Source organism: Actinophytocola sp. NPDC049390 (assembly GCF_044466355.1).
GTDB lineage: Bacteria > Actinomycetota > Actinomycetes > Mycobacteriales > Pseudonocardiaceae > Actinophytocola.
The window spans coordinates 358,828-374,253 of the sequence record NZ_JBITMQ010000007.1 but is presented as its reverse complement, the minus strand read 5'-3'; the positions used below and the strand labels follow the sequence as shown (position 1 = coordinate 374,253).

General features: G+C 68.4%; 16 protein-coding genes. 2 read left to right on the top strand and 14 right to left on the bottom strand.

The window, feature by feature from the left end:
• Nucleotides 1-1,640: 1,640 nt before the first annotated feature.
• The 12 genes from ACIBVP_RS22235 to ACIBVP_RS22180 form a co-directional block, all read right to left on the bottom strand.
• Entirely contained in the window at nucleotides 1,641-2,078 is a 438-nt protein-coding gene (locus tag ACIBVP_RS22235; protein WP_396108118.1) for a hypothetical protein, read from the bottom strand.
• Between the two features lie 51 nt (nucleotides 2,079-2,129).
• A complete protein-coding gene (locus tag ACIBVP_RS22230) occupies nucleotides 2,130-2,603 on the bottom strand; it encodes a hypothetical protein (RefSeq protein WP_396108117.1) in 474 nt (157 codons plus the stop codon).
• Nucleotides 2,600-3,013 (bottom strand): TadE/TadG family type IV pilus assembly protein, encoded by a 414-nt coding sequence (locus tag ACIBVP_RS22225; protein ID WP_396108116.1) that lies wholly within the window; start codon nucleotides 3,011-3,013, stop codon nucleotides 2,600-2,602. Before ACIBVP_RS22225 ends, ACIBVP_RS22230 begins: the two co-directional genes overlap by 4 nt.
• 147 nt (nucleotides 3,014-3,160) lie before the next feature.
• Nucleotides 3,161-3,646 carry a TadE/TadG family type IV pilus assembly protein gene (locus ACIBVP_RS22220; protein ID WP_396108115.1) on the bottom strand — a complete coding sequence of 162 codons (486 nt, stop codon included), beginning with the start codon at nucleotides 3,644-3,646 and terminating at the stop codon, nucleotides 3,161-3,163.
• Between the two features lie 5 nt (nucleotides 3,647-3,651).
• Nucleotides 3,652-3,840 (bottom strand): hypothetical protein, encoded by a 189-nt coding sequence (locus tag ACIBVP_RS22215; protein WP_396108114.1) that lies wholly within the window; start codon nucleotides 3,838-3,840, stop codon nucleotides 3,652-3,654.
• A gap of 38 nt (nucleotides 3,841-3,878) precedes the next feature.
• On the bottom strand, nucleotides 3,879-4,772 hold the full coding sequence (locus ACIBVP_RS22210; RefSeq protein WP_396108113.1) for a type II secretion system F family protein: 894 nt from the start codon (nucleotides 4,770-4,772) through the stop codon (nucleotides 3,879-3,881).
• Between the two features lie 10 nt (nucleotides 4,773-4,782).
• Nucleotides 4,783-5,709, bottom strand: a complete 927-nt coding sequence (locus ACIBVP_RS22205) for a type II secretion system F family protein (RefSeq protein ID WP_396108112.1) — start codon at nucleotides 5,707-5,709, stop codon at nucleotides 4,783-4,785.
• Nucleotides 5,697-7,205 (bottom strand): CpaF family protein, encoded by a 1,509-nt coding sequence (locus ACIBVP_RS22200; protein WP_396108111.1) that lies wholly within the window; start codon nucleotides 7,203-7,205, stop codon nucleotides 5,697-5,699. Before ACIBVP_RS22200 ends, ACIBVP_RS22205 begins: the two co-directional genes overlap by 13 nt.
• Complete coding sequence (locus tag ACIBVP_RS22195) at nucleotides 7,202-8,116, bottom strand: chromosome partitioning protein (protein ID WP_396108110.1); 915 nt, start codon at nucleotides 8,114-8,116, stop codon at nucleotides 7,202-7,204. The genes ACIBVP_RS22200 and ACIBVP_RS22195 overlap by 4 nt, the downstream gene beginning before the upstream one ends.
• Nucleotides 8,116-8,832 carry a hypothetical protein gene (locus ACIBVP_RS22190; protein WP_396108109.1) on the bottom strand — a complete coding sequence of 239 codons (717 nt, stop codon included), beginning with the start codon at nucleotides 8,830-8,832 and terminating at the stop codon, nucleotides 8,116-8,118. The genes ACIBVP_RS22195 and ACIBVP_RS22190 overlap by 1 nt, the downstream gene beginning before the upstream one ends.
• A gap of 116 nt (nucleotides 8,833-8,948) precedes the next feature.
• Nucleotides 8,949-9,917, bottom strand: coding sequence for a hypothetical protein (locus ACIBVP_RS22185; protein WP_396108172.1), 969 nt, complete (start codon nucleotides 9,915-9,917; stop codon nucleotides 8,949-8,951).
• A 53-nt stretch (nucleotides 9,918-9,970) separates the two neighbouring features.
• Nucleotides 9,971-10,387 (bottom strand): hypothetical protein, encoded by a 417-nt coding sequence (locus ACIBVP_RS22180; protein ID WP_396108108.1) that lies wholly within the window; start codon nucleotides 10,385-10,387, stop codon nucleotides 9,971-9,973.
• A gap of 428 nt (nucleotides 10,388-10,815) precedes the next feature.
• Here ACIBVP_RS22180 and ACIBVP_RS22175 point away from each other — a divergent pair, with 428 nt between their 5' ends.
• Nucleotides 10,816-11,469: a prepilin peptidase gene (locus ACIBVP_RS22175; protein ID WP_396108107.1), complete on the top strand. Its 654-nt coding sequence runs from the start codon at nucleotides 10,816-10,818 to the stop codon at nucleotides 11,467-11,469.
• A gap of 81 nt (nucleotides 11,470-11,550) precedes the next feature.
• On the opposite strand, the gene ACIBVP_RS22170 is transcribed toward ACIBVP_RS22175, so the two are convergent.
• Both ACIBVP_RS22170 and ACIBVP_RS22165 read right to left on the bottom strand, forming a co-directional pair.
• The gene (locus ACIBVP_RS22170) at nucleotides 11,551-12,279 is read right to left on the bottom strand and encodes a 5-formyltetrahydrofolate cyclo-ligase (RefSeq protein ID WP_396108106.1); all 729 of its coding nucleotides are present in this window, start codon (nucleotides 12,277-12,279) and stop codon (nucleotides 11,551-11,553) included.
• Between the two features lie 9 nt (nucleotides 12,280-12,288).
• On the bottom strand, nucleotides 12,289-13,455 hold the full coding sequence (locus ACIBVP_RS22165; protein ID WP_396108105.1) for a helix-turn-helix domain-containing protein: 1,167 nt from the start codon (nucleotides 13,453-13,455) through the stop codon (nucleotides 12,289-12,291).
• Nucleotides 13,456-14,933: 1,478 nt separating this feature from the next.
• On the opposite strand from ACIBVP_RS22165, the gene ACIBVP_RS22160 reads away from it, so the two are divergent.
• Complete coding sequence (locus ACIBVP_RS22160; RefSeq protein WP_396108104.1) at nucleotides 14,934-15,425, top strand: hypothetical protein; 492 nt, start codon at nucleotides 14,934-14,936, stop codon at nucleotides 15,423-15,425.
• Nucleotide 15,426 lies beyond the last annotated feature (1 nt).

Sequence of the window (15,426 nt, the reverse complement as noted above, 5' to 3'; positions counted from 1 at the left end):
CGGGGCGGGGGGGGGGGGGCCGGGGGGGGGGCGGCCCCGGCCCCCCGGGGCGGGGGGGGGGGGGGGGCGCCCCCCCCCCCCCCCCCCCCCCGTCGCCAGGTGGCCTGCGGCCTGCGTCACTGTCGTCAGCGCGGTGACCAGCAGCGCGCGAGCGGCGGCCGGGGCTCCCGCGCCGATCAGTCCGAGGCCCCTGGCCACGGCCAGGTCCAGCGCGACCTCCCGGCCATCGCGCACCCCCAGCTCCGGCGTGATCGAGGTGGTCGACGTTGTGCTGGGGCCGTCCGCGCCGATGACCACGGCAGGCGAGGGCGCCAGGCGACGCTCGTTCTCGCGCGAGCCGGTGTCCTCGAGGTCGAGCTCGTCGTCCTGCCCGGCACGCAGGTGAGCCAGCCGCAGCTGGTAGACCACAGGGGCGACGGGGAGGTCGAGATCGTCGCGTCGTCCGCTGCCGGGCTGGTAGGCGCGGCGGTGACGACGGCGCGCGACCATCAGCGCCGCGCTCACCGCCGCGGCCAACCCGAGCCCGACAAACAACTCCGGGCCCCAACTGATCGCGGGCTCGTCCGACACCGATCGTCCCTCCGGGTCGTCCGCGGTGGGTTCAGTTGAGGGCACCGATGGCGAAGGCGTCGTCGGTGGCGGCGAGGTGGTCGGCGCCGGCGTGGAGGGTTCCGGTGGAGGCTGCTGAGGTGGTGGCGGGGGTTGTGGTGGCTGATCCGGCGGAGTGACCGGCGCGGCCTGCGCGTCAGCGGGCAGGCGGAGTTCTTCACCTGGGAAGATCAGGTGTGGATTGGTGAACGGCTTGCCGTTGGGCTGCGGCTTGCCCTTATTGAGTTCAAAGATCTCCGGCCAACGTGCCTGGGTGCCCAGCGTGCGCTCGGCGATGCGGGACAACGAGTCGTAGACACCGGTCTCGGGGTCGCGGGCGCGCACCACCACAGACTGAGGCCGCTGAGCGACAGCGGGGCTGGCCGAACTCTCCTGCTGGGTAACGAGAGCTGCGCGCTGCACCCCCACTGTGGACACGTCGGGTGTGGTGGGCCAGGCCGGGGCGGTCGCCACAACGGTGGGTCCGATCCCGGCCGGTGTGGACAGCGGGCTGGTGGGTGGCGCGCTGGCGCGGTTGCCCAGGATCGACAGCAGGATCGCGCTGATCAGCACTGCGGCCAGCGCGTGCACAGGCTTGCGTGCCGAGATCTGGGGCCAGTGGGCGCCGCGAACTCCATCCCGCGCCGCTTGGGCCGCACATCGTATGACGTCGAGCACGAATGCGGCCCACACGAGCCAGCACAGGCAGGCCAGGAAATCGAGCAGGAACGTCGTGGTCATCGGGCCGAGCAGAACGGTCTCGACCTCGGCCCAGGTCGGGACGTGGTCCGGCAGTGGCCAGCCGATGTAGTGCCACAACGCCCACGGCAGACCCGCGACAAGCGCGAGCAGCACAGCGGCGGCGATCAGCCCCCGCAGAACCCTGCCGACGAACCGGAGCGCGGCACCGAGCACCGACCACCAGGCGCGGCCGGGGCGCGATGGTCGTGCCATCTTCCGACGAGCGGTCTGTGGGTTTGTGGTCATGACGTGCTCGATTCCTAGGCGGCATAGTGGTCGACCGTGCGTCCGGATGCGCGACCCGGCTGATGTCAGCTCACTTCGGCGGCGACCCGGTCAGGTGCGTTCACGGTGTCGCCGCGGGGTACGGCAGGCTCAGGCGGCTTGGCTGCCTGGTCGTTCGTCGGAATCCTCGGTGCGGACTGCCCTCGGCTGGTGTCGTTCTGCGCCCCAGCAGCGCGAGCGGCGGGCTTCTTCCTTCTGGTGCGGTTGGTCTTCCGGGCCTCGCGCCACCGCGTGAGGTCGGAAACCGGTAGATCGGTGAACCGCGCCAGTTCCTCGATGTCAATGACGTCACTGGACTCAGCCAGGACATCTCCGAGGTCGCGCTCGATGTCAGCGAGTTGCTCGGCAATGGCGGCCCGGTGTTGTGCCAACTCGCCAATCCGTTTCGCCGCGGCGGACCTCCTCGCGCTGCGCGCAGCGTCAGCTTCCTCGACACGGCGTTCGATCTCTTCAGGCGTAGCCATGCGCATTCCTTCCGTTGACGTGCTGCATGTGTTGCGAGCGAGAGGGCGTGGTCATGGGTCGATGGTCACCACGCCCCGTTGGGGATGGGCGCTGCCCACACCGTGAACGTGCAGGCTGGACACCCCGGCGAGCCCGAGCAGTTGGGTGGGCTGGGAGGCGGTGATGGTGACCGTGACGGTGTCGCCGGACACCGTCACCGTGCCCGACGCGCCGACGGCGGCGAGGTAACTCTGCGCGTTGGCGACCGCCTGCGCGGGCACCAGCTGCAGGCGGTTGCTCGTGCGGTACACGGTGAGGTCGATGGCCTGGGCGCCGGCGCGGGCGGCGGCCTCGGCCTGGCCGTTGGCCTTGACCTTGGCGGCGAGTGCCAGGCCGCCGTCAAGGCTGAGCCCTGCCAGGACGAGGCTCGCGAGAGCGATCGTCACGACGAACGCGCTCACCCGGCCTTCGTCCGCGCGCCACCAGCCGCGCCGCTGGGTGCGCCACCAACGGCTGCGCCGTAGCGCTCGGGGTGCGTGGTTCATGTGCTGCTCCCGGTCGTGTTCACGGTGACCGAGCGCCAGGTGTCGATCGGCTCGCTTGCTGTGGCGGACAAGCGTTTCTGACCAGGAACACCGAGGATGAGGGCGTCGCCGAAGTCGACGGTGCAGGAGATGGTGACGGTGACCGTGCCGCCTGGCGTCATGCCGCCGGTGGCGGTGTCCACGGCCAGCGACTGGCATGTAACACCGGCTGAGGCCAGCGCGGACGCTGCGGTTGACTGTGCCGCAGCGACGGCTCGTGGACTGGTGCGTTCGATGCTGGCCGCCCTTGCGGCCTGGTGCGCGGCGTCATTCACCCGCAGACGTGCGTCGACTCCTCGGTGGATGACCACGGCGACGAAGACCAGCAGCATGATCAGAAACGGAGTCACCAGCGTGACTTCTGCGGCCACTGAGCCGCGATCGTCCCGCCACCAGGTCAGCCACCCGTGGGCGCCGGTTTGGCCCTGCTGCGGCCGTTGTGGGCGGTTGTGTGGGTGTGTGGCAGCCGGTTCCGCCGCGGAGCGTCGTCGCGTGTATTGGCGGCACGTCATCGTCGCTCACCGTCCTGTCGCGACGTCTGGCACGAAACGTTCGACCGGCCCGACAGCCTCGGCATGCACCGGCAGAGTCAGGAACGGCACGACCGAGGTGGCGGTACCGGAAATCCGTACGGATGCGGATTCGGCGCTGCGGTCGGAGGCGATGCTGGTGCCGGTCAGCGGGCCTTGCGCCAACTGGTCGAGGAGTTGTTGTGCGCTGGCGGTGCCGGCCGCAGCCGTTCCGTTCTGTGCTCGTGCGGCGGCAAGTCCTTGCGAGGCAGCGGCTTGCGCGATGTGTGTTGCGTGTGACCACAACGCGAATTGCACGATGGCGAGCAGGATCAACAGCAGCAGCGGCGTGGCGATCACCAATTCCGCGCTGACCGCACCGCGATCCCCTCGTAGCACCCGTCGCAGCCGACCAGAACGGCTCGTGCTCAGCCGGTGACCTCGCCACCGCCGCCAGCGGCGGCGGCGACACGCTCGCGTCGTCTTGGTGAGCATGGTGCCTACAGGTTGATGCCGTTGGCCTTGGTGATGACCTTGTCGACGATGATCGCGATGACGAACAGCGCGGCAGCCACGAGCAGTGCGGTCACGAGAACCGCCTCGGTCGAGTATCCCGCCTCGGGGTTGCGGCGTAGCAGTTCAATGCGAGCCCGCAGCATCGTCCACAATGCATTCATGTACTCATGCATCGTGTTCTCCTTCCTGTCCAAAGTCGTAAGGGTTGCCGTCACAGTCCATTGAGGACCTGAGTCAGCGCTGGGTATCCGATGAAGGCGAGGAACCCGAGGAACAGCGCCATGACCGGCAATGACATGCGTTCGGTCGCGGACTGGGCGTCGGCCTCTGCTTCCGTGAGCTGGTGAGTGCGTAGCGCCGTGGCCTTGGCCGCAAGGCTGGCGCGGACTTTGGCGCCCTCGGTTCCGGCCAGGCTGACCGACGCCGCCAGCTCGGCTAGTTCGGTGACGTCGAGTTCCTCGCCGAGTTGGCGCAGGGTCGCCCACGGTGTTGTGCGGGTCAGCCGTGCGGTGTCCAGGGCGCGTTGGATCTGGGCGAAGGCCCAGCCGCGGCCGATGGCGGCTGAATCGTGCAGCGCGCTGTCGACTCCCGCGCCACCGGCCAAGGTGATCCACACGAGGTCCAGAAACGACGACAGGGCATGGCGGAACCCGGTGCGCAGCTTCGCGGCTTCGGAGCGGGCCTGCAGGTCAGGCAGTACGAATCCGGCGGCGGCGAGGACAAGCCCGGCGATGATCGGGAACTCGAATCCGACTGACAGGCCGACAAGGGTGAGCAGCAGTTGCAGCAGTACGGGCAGGAGCAGGCCAGCAAGGGCCAGGGTTGCTTTCTCCGCCAGATGGGTGGCGACCGGGCGTCCGATGACGGCCAGGTCGCGGCCAAGCCGCTCGCCGGGCAGGCCGAGAGCACGCAGCGGCGCGACAGCTGGGCGACCGAGCTTGGCCGCCCAGCCGGTGTCCTCGGTGACCAGGATCGGAGGCGGTGCCGGGGGCGTGGTGGCGCGCGCCAGGATCACGCCGAGCGATGGCCGTGGGGGAAACGCCCACACGATCAGCGCCCACAGCCCGATACCACTCCCGATGCCCAGGGCCAGTGCGGTCATCACGCCAGTCACGTCACACCTGCCTTTCCACAGCCAGCGGCCGGTCCTCGCCGGGCTGCGCCTCGGTGATTGACAGGAACCGGGTCGGCTCGGCGACGCGGGAGATGCGTGCCAGCCAGGCGAATCCGGCCACGAACAGCCCGCCGATGACGAGCAGGACCATCTGGCCGGCCGCGGAGTCGTAGGCGGACAGGTAGGAGCGGTTGAGCACCACCACTGCGGCGGCGAAAGCAAGGGTGGTGCCCACGATCACCCGGACCGAGGTACGGGTACGAGCGCGCCCAGCCTCGACGCGCATTCGCATGGATGCCTGTTCCCGTGCGGTGTGCGCGAGAGCACCGAGCAGGTCGCCGAGCTGGCGGGCCTGCTGCTCGGCGGCCTTGACCAGCGCGGCGATCACCAGGTCACCGGTCGGATCCGCGAGCTGGTCGGCCAGCCGACGCAACGACGGCGCGAGGCGCTCGCCGTTCTCGAGGCGGGCAGCGAGATCGGTGATCTCGCCGCGGATGGGTGCCGGTGCGAGCGGGGCGGTGGCGAGGATGGCCTGCTCCAGGCCGGACGCAGCCGACAGCGTGTCGCGCAGCATCTCCGTCCAGGTGGCGATGGCCTCGATGCGGGCGACCCGGCGTGCGTGCTCGGGGTCGCGGCCGAGCACGCGGGGCAGCGCCCAGCACGCCAACCCGGCTAGGACCGCGCCGACGAACCAGCCGGTGACCACCCCGGTCACGACGCCTACTGCGATCGCAACGCCGAGGCGGACCACGAAGTGCCGACGTCGCGATCCGTCGCCGGGGTGTTGACGGGACAGCGCACGGCGGGGGCGATGCGGGTCGACACCGCGCCAGCCGATGACCACGAGAAGCAGACCGATTCCGGCGCCGATGCCCAGCAACGCGGCGAATCCGGTGGTGGGGCTGAGGGTGACGGTCACTGTGGCCACCACCCGTCGGGGTGCTCGAGTACGGCGGGGTCGAAGCCGACATCGACAAGGTCGTCGAGGGTGTCGGTGCGCAGCGCGCCGGGGACAGGGCGGGCACGGCGGTCGGGGCCGGGTCGGTAGACCTCGTTGGAGACCACTTGCTGGCCGTCGGCGTCGACCACCTCGCGGATCGACGAAACGACGCGGGTCGTGCGGTCCGTGGCGCGGGCCAGGTGCACCACGAAGTGCACCGCGCTCGCCACGAGCAGGGCGGTGGCCTCCAGCGACAGCCGCTCGATCCCCTGCGCGGCATAGGAGGCCAGGCGGGTGAAGGCGATCCGGGAGCTGGAGGCGTGCAGAGTGGCCATTGATCCGTCGTTGCCCTGGGACATGGCGTTGCACATCGGGATGACTTCCGGGCCGCGGATCTCGCCGACGATGACCCGGTCCGGGGACATGCGCAGGCCCCACCGCACGAGTTCGGCCTGGGAGATCGCGCCCTCGCCCTCCACGTTCGGCTCACGGGACTGAAACGCGGTCACGTCCGCATGGATGTTCGGGTCGCGCTCCAGGCCGAGCTCGAAGGCGTCCTCGATGGTGATGATTCGCTCCATCGGGTCCATCTCAGACGCGAGCGCCCGCAACAGGGTGGTCTTGCCCGCGCCGGTGCCGCCTGTGATCAGGACGTTCTTCTTAGCGCGCACCAAGGCACGCAGGAACTCCTGCAGTCCGGCATCGATGGTGCCGCGCTCACGTAGCTGGGGCAGGGTGGCTGTGAGGTAGCCGTGCCGGCGGATCGACAGCGAGGTCACCCCACCGGAGGTCAGGCCCATCACCGCGAATAGCCGCTCCCCACCGGGCAGCTGGAGGTTGACCGCCGGGGAGCCGTGATCGAAGCGCCGTTCCTGGCTGGACGCCCGCGCGGCCAGCAGCCGGACCAGGTCGGTCAGCTCCTCGTTCGACCCGGCGATCGGCGCGACCTGCTCGCGGCGGCCGTCGGAGTGCTGAACGAACACCCGGTCGAAGCGATTGGCGTTGATCGTCTCGACCGTGGGATCGTCCAGCAGCGGTTGTAGCCCGGCCATGCCGAACAGTTCGTTGATGACCTCGACGACCACCTGCTGCTCGACGTCGGAAGGGACGAGAGAGCGGTTGGCGGTCAGCTCGTTCTCACTGTGCACGCGGACCGCGGTGTCCAGGATCGATCGCGCGAGTTCGCGGCGGGCTTCCCGTGTCACCGGAGCGCCGGTGCGCAGTTGCTGGGCATCCACCTGCTTGGGCAGTTCGGCGGCAAGGGCGTCGCGCAGGTGCTGCCGCAGGCGGCCCGCGGCAGCGGTGACGTCCTCGACTTCGCCGAGCCCGCCAGGCGGTGAGGCGGGGTAAGTCCCACCGTTCTGGGTGGGTCCCCACGTGCCGCTGTTGTTCGGTGCCGCGCCTTGCCAGCCTGGTGCTTCGGGCGGCTGCTGGTGGGGGCGCAGGGGCACGGGCTGCGGATAGCCGTTGGTGGGGTGGCTCATGACGCGGCTCCTCCTCGCGGATCTCGCTCCTCGTCGGCTGGGTGCACAGCGAGTGGGCTCGGCGCACGCCGCAACCCGGTGGTGGAGACAGCACCGTTAGGCACGCCGGGAATCGCCTGTAGCACCGACGCGGGCTCCTGGTCAGCCCTGGTCGGGCCCGATGGGGGCGCTGGTGCCACCGGCTTGGCAGCCAGCACGGTGGCGACCTTGTGCGCGAACCTGCCCAGCGCGGAGTGCGACGGTCCGCTGCGACCCCAACGCAGCCGTGGCGGCCGTCCGCACAGCACCGCGGCGCCGTGCTCGTCGTGCGGAACGCGGCCCAGCGGCGGCACGCCAAGCTCGCGGTTGACCTCGGCGGTGGAGTAGCCGTCGCCGACCAGGAGCAGCACCGGTCGTGGCGTCCAGCGGCCGACCGTGGGCAGCCGGCGGGCCAGGTGCGCGAGGTCGTCTGCGTGGGCACGGGTGAGCAGCACCAGCACATCGGCCTCGCGCACGATTCCCATCGCCGCGGAACCGTGGTCGACCCGGCCGCAGTCCGCGATCACCACGGTGTCCGGCCCGTTCGCAGTGCTGCGCAGGACGTCAGTACTCGCGGGTGAGGTCGACGTCAGGGCCAGCAACGCCGCCCGCGCCCGGTCAGCGTCCGGTGGCGAGGACACCACCGGGAGCCCGCCAGGCAGCGCTTGGGCGTGCTGCCACAGCAACCCAGCGTCGGTGCTACGCCGCGCCGCCGCGGCGAGGCTGAGCAGGCCCGGCGAGGACGCCAAGGAGAACCGCGTCGCGATGTCCCCGCCGGACGGGTCCGCCTCGACCAGCACCGTGCGGGCTGGCGCGGGCCAGCGCGCCGCCAGCGCGAGTGAGAACGTTGTCACGCCCGGCGAGCCCTTCAGGCTGATGACCGCGACCAACATCACCGGCCACCTCCTGACAGCAACACCAGTGACAGCTGGCCCACCGGGATCGCGGCGACCTGGCGGGCGGCGGCCTCGGCCAGCTGCACCGACACCACCGTGGCCTGCTCGTTGGGAGGTGTGGTCACGCTGGTGACCACACCCGGCCACACGGTGGCCGTGTCCGACGCCGGTGGACTCGCAGCCGAGCCGCCCGCGCCAGCAGGAACGAACACCACGGACACCGGCGCCCCCGGCGCGACCTCAGCCGGGAACTGGCCTGCCTTCAAAGCCAGCGAAGCGATCGCTTGCCCCGCAGCGGGAACGGCAGGAGCACCGACCGCGTCAGGGGTCAGCAACGCGCCTGCAGGAAGACTCACGGACATCGTCTTGCCCACCACGCTGGTCGCCTGCCCTGCGTCCACAACGCGCACCCCAGGATCGACCGCCATGTTCACCTGTCGCAGGTCCTGCGCGGCTAGTGTCTGTCCGACAGTGACAGCGCGAGCCAGCGCCAGAACAGGTTGGCGATCACTCGAATTCACTGAGATCAGCAGGAACGTCGCCGTGCACGCGATTACGAGCAGAGCGCCCAGCAGGAGGTAGGGAAGACTCCGGCGACGCCCGCTGGCCCGCAGCCGCGAGGTGGCATCCGGCTTCTTGCCGTTGCTCACCCACGGTGCATCCGATGTGGACGAACGATCGGTATCCGTATTGGTGGACACGAAGGTCTTCATGCCAGTGCCTCCAGGCATGGGGGTAGTGCGCCGCGTCGCCAGTGGTGCTCAGCGAGCGGAAGGACGAGGTTGCTTTGTGTTCTTGGTGATGTGAGCGAAAGCCGCCCTGCGAAGGGTCAGCCGCCGCCGTTGTTCAGGGCCTGGGACTCGGCCACGCGGAACGCCGCGCTGCCGGTCGTCGTCATGTCCGGGAACGTCCCGCCTTGGCCCGCGCCCGACCATGTGACCGTCCAGTGCACGGTCGCCGAGACGGGATAGGTCTCACCTGGCTGACGGGCTGAGGAGCTGCGGTAGGTGTGCCCGCAGTCCGGCGAGCTCGACTTCGGATCAGCGCCTGCCCGGAAGGGGGTGCCCGGCCCCGTGCACGTCACCGTGCTGCCGTCACCCATCGACCAGGTCACCGACGTCGGGGTTGCCACCGCCGTCACCGACACACCCGGCACCGACGCGGTCGCCGAGATAGGAGCCCACCCATTGGCGACCCACAACCAAGTTGGCAGGTTCACCAGCTGGTCACCGGACGGGCTCGCCGCGATCGTTGGTGCCGGCAGCCGCAGCTGTTTGCGCGCCATTTGCGCCAGCTCGGCCGGTGAGGGCAGCAACGCCGCACCTGGCTGCTGTCCGTCAGGAATCCACACCGGCGGCCGGTACAACGCATCCGCCACACCCTCACCGGTGCACTTCCAGATGTACCAAGCCCCCGGCTGCCCCTGAGCAGGTTGCTGCGCCAGAACAGCGACACGCGGTTGGCGGGTGAACACCGCCGGCTGGGCCGTGACACCGCCCGAGTTCAACGGCCGACTGAACGCCGCAGTCACCACGCCGCCGGCCGGTGGTTGGTAGTCGCTCTTCACGTAGGAGCAGTTCGCCAGGTTCGAGTCGCCCCCGACGATCGTGTCCCCGTTGTAGCTGCTGTCACCCTGGTTGCCCGAGCCAGGACGTCCAGAGTTCGGCTTCCCGTTGCCAGGGTTGCCCGGCCTTGGGTCCGTGCCGCCCTTGCCAGCACCGAGATCACACACCGGAGCGGGAGTCTGCTGACAGTCGGTGGTGCCCCAGCCATCGTCGGCGAGAGCCGGGGTCGCCATGCCGAGCACGCCCAGGGCCGCGATTCCCGTAATGACACCTATACGTCGCAAGGTCAACACGATCCCACCTCGTGAACGCCGTACTCGGTTACCTTCCACGACCCGTCGGACTGCTTCTGCACGATGGCGTTGATCAGGCGTCGGCCGCCGGGCTTGTCGTCGGCGAGCTGGCCGTTGTCCTTGCGGTACTTCAACCAGTTGGTCGAGTCACCGCAATCGGTCACCACGATCTTCGTCGGGGCGTCCGGAGGCTCTACAGAGGACACACTGGGACTTAGCTTCGGCTCGCCCTTGGTCACCAGGCCGTTAACGTGGTCCGCGTACAGGCCGCGTGACAAGTTCGTCAGCGCGATACCGGTGGCGTGCTGTCCCAACTTCGGCGACTGCCAGTCCGAAGTGGCCCCGGCCGCGACGAAGTCCTGCCACATCCCCCGGTACGCCGCGAGCGCGTCCTGCTTGGCCTTGTCCACAGCAGATAGAGCCGAGGTCGGAGCCGCCGACGTGGTCGCCAGCGTCGGTGGCGCCGATGTCCCCGGAGTCGGGCTGTTCGCCGTCCCAGAGCTGCACCCGGCAAGTGCCAACGTCGCACCGGCCGCGACCACCGCGACGCGACGCCACGTGATCAAGGTCGTCCCCCGTACCACACCCCACCCCCGAAACGTCACCGAAGATCGTCTACCGTCAAGTGATACAAACCACGTCTACACCCCCCACCCCCACCGACTGCAAAGTCCGTATGGACGGACTTCGAAGTCCGTATAGAGATCCAGGCGAAATCTTCACCCATTTGGGCTACAAAAGTCACGTTCCGCGACAGCGTGAAGTAACACTTGAAGAGCAGCGATAGGACCCCCGGGGGCGAAGCCGTGCCAGTTCGACTACGCAATGTAATGCCTGGATGGGCTGCCTGATGCCCGTCGCGTTGGTCGTGTCATGGGCAGCCACCGGCGCGCTTGCTGGGGCTTTTGTCCGGATCTGGACCCGTCGACAACTCGAGGGCGATCGGGCTGGGTTATTGACAGCGCAACCGACCGCCCCGTTGCTCACAGCGATCTTGTTCGGTGTCTTGGCCTGGCGGCTCGGCTGGACGTTCGACCTGCTGGCCTACAGCTTCCTCGCCGCCATCGGCGTGTCCCTTGGCATCATCGATCTGATCGAGCAACGGCTTCCGACAAAGTTGGTGCTGCCTGGGTTCGCCGTGCTCGGTGCTGCCTTCACCGCGCTGGCGATCGTCAACTCGGCCGGGATGGACCTCCTGCGGGCGGCGGCCGGCTCTATGGCAGTCGCAGGGTTCTACCTCGTACTCGCCCTTGCGTCTGGCGGTGGCCTCGGAGCTGGCGACGTAAAGCTCGGCGGGTTGCTCGGACTCGCGCTTGGCTGGTTGAGCTGGTCGGCCGTGCTGGCTGGCGTTCTTCTCGGCTGGTGCTTCGGTGGGGTTGCATGGCTGATCCTTCGCATGACCGGTCTCCGCCCGCGGACCTATCTCCTGCCAGCCGGTCCACCCCTGCTGCTCGGCGCCTTCGTCGTCATCGGACTCATGCCGTCAGCTTGATGGCGGCCCGGTAGAGCCGCAGTACGTTGGCGAGGGTGAGGTGACCGGACAGAGTCCATGCCGGAGCTTGTATCACGGCAGCTAGTTGTGTTGGGAAGCGCGGGTGGCAAGGGCCGGGATGGCGGCGATCTTCTCTGCTGGCAGGCGCTCCCACATCAAGCCTGCTGGACGACGTGGTGGACCGCAGGTGATCACCTCTTCCGGCGTGACGATGAGGTCCACGCTGAAGTCGTGCTCCGACTCGGGGAGTTCGCCGTCGACGACTTGAAGCGAGTGCACGGTGGTGGCGATCAGGGTCTCGGGCCGGATGAGGCCCGCTTCTTGTAGAAGTGCTACCTCGAGGTCGGAGTACCCCGCCCCCTTGCCCAGCCGGACGCCGTGGCGGTTCACCGCGACGCTGCCGCAGACGATGAGGTCGATGGGGAGGACGCTGTCCACCTCGACGGTGGGTGCGATGTCGGCGGCTACGTGGCTGTCAGCGGCCTGCTCAGGGGACACGGTGAGCCGCTCGGGGTCGAGCAGGTAGAAGGGACGCTGCTTCGCCAGCCTGGGAACGGCCATGTAGACGAGCTTGCCCTCGCGAAGCGCTCGAGCGCGTACGGGCAGTTGCGCCTTGTCCGGAACGGCTTTGATCACTCGGGCAGCCTTCCAGGAGGGCAGCTCGGCAAGACGGTCCGCGGCGAGCCGCGCATTGACGAAGTTGGGAATGCGGCCGTGGACGTCGGTGTCGTGCACGGCCGCGTGGGCGGTCAAGGTGTCCCAGATCCTGGCGCGTGCCGCGTTCTTCAGGTCGTCGATGGAGTTGGTCACCGGTGCTCCTCACGCAGCGGTCATCAGGGACAGCAGGCGATCGTGCACATGCTGCACGAAGGGCTCCTCGCGCCAGCGTCGCAGTTCCTTGGCGGCGTCGAAGGCGATGTTCATGCCACCGCCGCCTCGTGTGGTCTCCACGATGTCGATGGCCTCGTGCAGGACGGCAACGGCAGCATCCGGTTCTCCATGCCGAAGTTGGGCCAGGGAAAGATTGCCGAGGATGATCGCGCGTGACTTGCTCGGGCGTAGCGACGCACGAGCAGCTTTCTGCAGGATCTGCTGGGCGCGACGGTGGTGCCCAAGGAACAGATAGCAGGATCCGGCCAGTCGCGCGAACTGGCTTTGCGAGAACAAGTGGAAGGCGGGATCGTTCTCGGTGATTTTGTCGAAGTAATTCTCCGCCTCGGCGAGCGTCATCTCGCAGCTGCGTGCGTCACCGAGCATGGCGTGGGCTTCGGCGTTGTGAAGGAGCCCGAGCCCTGTGAGGACTGCGCTGGTGGCAGCAGTGGCGTTCGCGACGTGTTGGGTCAACACGAGGCCGGCTTGAGGGTCGTGATCACCGTAGAGGGCCAGGTAGCTCGCTCGGAGCAAGGCATGACCTTCCGCAGTCACGTCTCCGAGTTCACGGGCAGCGGCTACTGCCTGGTCGAGGTAGACGCGGGCGCTGCGTTGGTCGCGGCGTTGCGAGGCGTCCCAGACCAGTTGGCCCATCAGAGTGGCCGCTTCGGCTTCCAGCGCCTTCAACTCTCGGCGTGCCCGTCCGTAGGGCGCCTCCCTGGCAAGAAGGGTGACCTGTCCGAGGGTTGGACCGGCATCGGCCAGAAGCGCAATAGACGGGGCCCGGTCGTAGCGGTCATCCAGCGCTTGCACTTCTTGCCGTAGGTGGGCGACCGCAACGAGGTCAAGACCTGCTGGACGCTGTAGCGCGAAGCTCACGTGGTCGGAACTCGGCGGAGTCGCAGTCGGCTTCTCCGCGAGGTACTGCTCCAACACTTCGACGGAGATCTCCAGCGCCTTCGCGACGTCGGGTTGGTTCCATGGTTGGGGCGTTGCCACCCCTCGCTCCCAGCGGGCAACAGTGGAGCGGTCGAGTTTCAGCCGGGCCGCGAAGGTCTCCTGGGTGTACCCCATTGCCGCCCGTCGCCGGGCCAGGCTTTCTCGTCGCAGCGTCATGCTTGCCCCCGTTCGTGCGGCTAGGCCACGGCGATCGTCCCGCTCCTGTTTTGGCAGGTCAAGGCCGCCCGCCGGAGCGGACGACACCATCACGGTAACGATCGTCGATTACGCGGCGCGCACGGCTTCCTTCTGATGGCTCCCCCTTGCGGCGGCGTGGCGTTACCACACCTCATGCCCACGTGTCTCCGCTTTTCTGGCGAATACTTACAGTGGCATTGGGTTTCACCCGGATGGCACATCGCGCTCGTGTTGCCATTTCCGCAGGTCATGTCACCTGTCGCCCCGTGGACGCCCCATCGCCGCCACGCTGTCGCTCTGGTCTGCCCCGCGGCGCGGAGGTTTAGCTGCGTTGGCGGGATTCGTAGCGGCTCTACCTGCGCCGTTACCGCTGAATCCGCTGCTCGACCGGTTTGGCCGAGCGACAACGAAACGCTCGACGCTATGGGAGTAGCAGAAGTTCGGACATAAGTAAATCGGGACTCGCTGAGTATCGGAGTAGATGATGACACTCTCCCAGCGATTCGCGGAACCCTTGGTTTCGCGATGCCCACAAACAAAGCTCGCTGTGCCGCGTTTCCTCGTGCAGCCGGTGTGGGTATGGAGTTGGACCACCGCACGAGGCGGTGACGCACGATGAATGACCGCGGACCTTGGGCGGTGACGTGCCGCGATGTCGCCGGCCGCCCTCGGAGCCTGCAGGTGTTCGTGCGCGGCTCACAGGTCGTGGTGATGGCGCCCCCAGGTGAGGCTGCCACGCTCGACCGCGTCCAGGCCGAGCAGTTCCGCTCCGTCATCGCCACGGCCACCGAGGTGGCCGACACACCCGCGCCAGGTGGATCTGGCCCCTCCGAGGAGACCGGTACGGCGAGCACGGTGAAGCAGTACAGCGACGGTGTGCCCCCAGCCGTCGTGGGGCGCCCTGCTTTGCCGTCATGTCGCGGCGGAACCACGACCCCGATACCTGGTTCCGCCGCGATCCCCGCCCTGCGAGGTGGGATCGCCTGATGCCGCTGGCTCCGATGATCACGGCGATCGCGGCCGTGGTGTTCGTCAGTTGCCTGTTGTACCGCGCTTTCCGGCAGCGGCGTTCCGAAGCGACTTCTGGTGGCAGGCACTACGTTGCCGCGTCCCGTGTCGGCAGACATTGGCGCAACCCCGGCCAGCCTCCGTCGCCGGTGCTCCGGCACGCGCTGAAGACGGTGGGCACACACGGCTTGGGTTTCATTCGAGAAGGCGAAGTCGTATGAGGCCGCCCGGTGTCGAGCAGGTGAACGTGCCTCCACTGTGGTCTTAGCGGCACGAGTTCGGAGCGATGTCGGGCTTTGCCTGCTTCGGATTCTCATACGCCTGACGGCCCATTTGCACATCCAGCGCGGTCCCAAGCGCCGCGCCCCTCAACCACGGGCGGAGCCGGAGTTTTTCCCTTGGAGGAACTCCGGTTCCGTCACCCCAACCCTTGCACGGAGGAACAGCTCATGATCACCGCAACGGCAACAGAAACCCGACAACATGAAGTCGTCGGAACGAGCGTGCTGTCGCAGTACTACACACAACTGTTGTGTTGGCCTACCACGATCGAGCCGTCGACCGGCGAGGTACGGCTGCGTGTGGGCGACACGGTGGATGCGCTGATCATGCGCGCCGGGTTCGGCGGCGAGGTCAACCACCAGCTCATCCAGGCGATGCAGCGCGCGCCCATCATCGTCCTGCCGGGCAAGCCGGACACCACGCCCGACGACTGGATCTTCCTCACCCAGCCGCGCACGAAGATGCGCCAGTCCACCATCGCCGACCTGGTGTCCGCCGAGGTCGGCTGGTACGAGGTCGGGGCGACGATTCCGTTGCCCGCCTTCGGCTCCGCCGAGGGAGAGCTGCGGTGGGTGCAGCAGCCTGAAGCCGGCCTGGAACTGCCGAATTGGGGTGCCGTTGTCGGTGCCGTCCGTCGTACCTTCTCGCGGGCGTGGTGAC